General features: G+C 66.6%; 1 protein-coding gene. It reads right to left on the bottom strand.

The features are described from left to right. Positions 1-762 (bottom strand): integron integrase (locus E8D38_RS27970; protein ID WP_342779619.1); only part of this gene is annotated, 762 nt, incomplete at its 3' end. Position 763: the final 1 nt, after the last annotated feature.

Below are 763 nucleotides of genomic sequence, written 5' to 3' on the forward strand. Positions count from 1 at the left end.
CTGCACCGTACGGATGTCGTAGCCGGCCTGCAACATGTGCGTGGCAAACGAATGCCGCAGCACATGGGGCGAACAAGGCTTGATGATGCGCGCACGCTTGGCGGCACCGGCCACCGCCTTCTGGATCGACGCTTCGTGCAGATGGTGGCGCCTCTCGACACCCTGGCGCGGGTCCACGGAACGGGCGGCACTGGGGAACACCCACTGCCAGCCCCAGGTGCGCGGTGCATTCGGATACTTCACCGCCAGCGCATCGGGCAGCCAGACCGCGCCGAAGCCGGCATCCAGGTCGCGCTCATGCAACACCTTGGCACGTGCCAGCTGCTCCTTCAGCGGCAACAGCAGGTTCTCCGGCAACACCGTCACGCGGTCCTTGGCTCCCTTGCCGCTGCGCACCACCAACTCGCGCCGCTCGAAGTCCACGTCCTTGACCCGCAGCCGCAAGCCCTCGAGCAAGCGCATCCCGGTGCCGTACAGCAGCGCGGCCACCAGCCAGCTCGCGCCGTTCAACTCGTGCAGCAGCGCGCGCACCTCCGTGGGCGTTAGCACCACCGGCAGGCGATCCCGGTTCTTGGCCCCCACGATCTCGTCCAGCCACGGCAACTGAACCCCGAGCACCTCCTTGTAGAGGAACAACAGCGCCGACTTGGCCTGGTTCTGTGTGGCGGCGGCCACACCGCGTTCAGTCGCCAAGTGGGTCAGGAACGCCTCCACCTCGGCAGCACCCATCGATTCAGGATGACGTTTGCCGTGGAACAGGATG

The organism is Methylibium rhizosphaerae (assembly GCF_006386545.1).
Classification (GTDB): domain Bacteria; phylum Pseudomonadota; class Gammaproteobacteria; order Burkholderiales; family Burkholderiaceae_C; genus Pseudorivibacter; species Pseudorivibacter rhizosphaerae.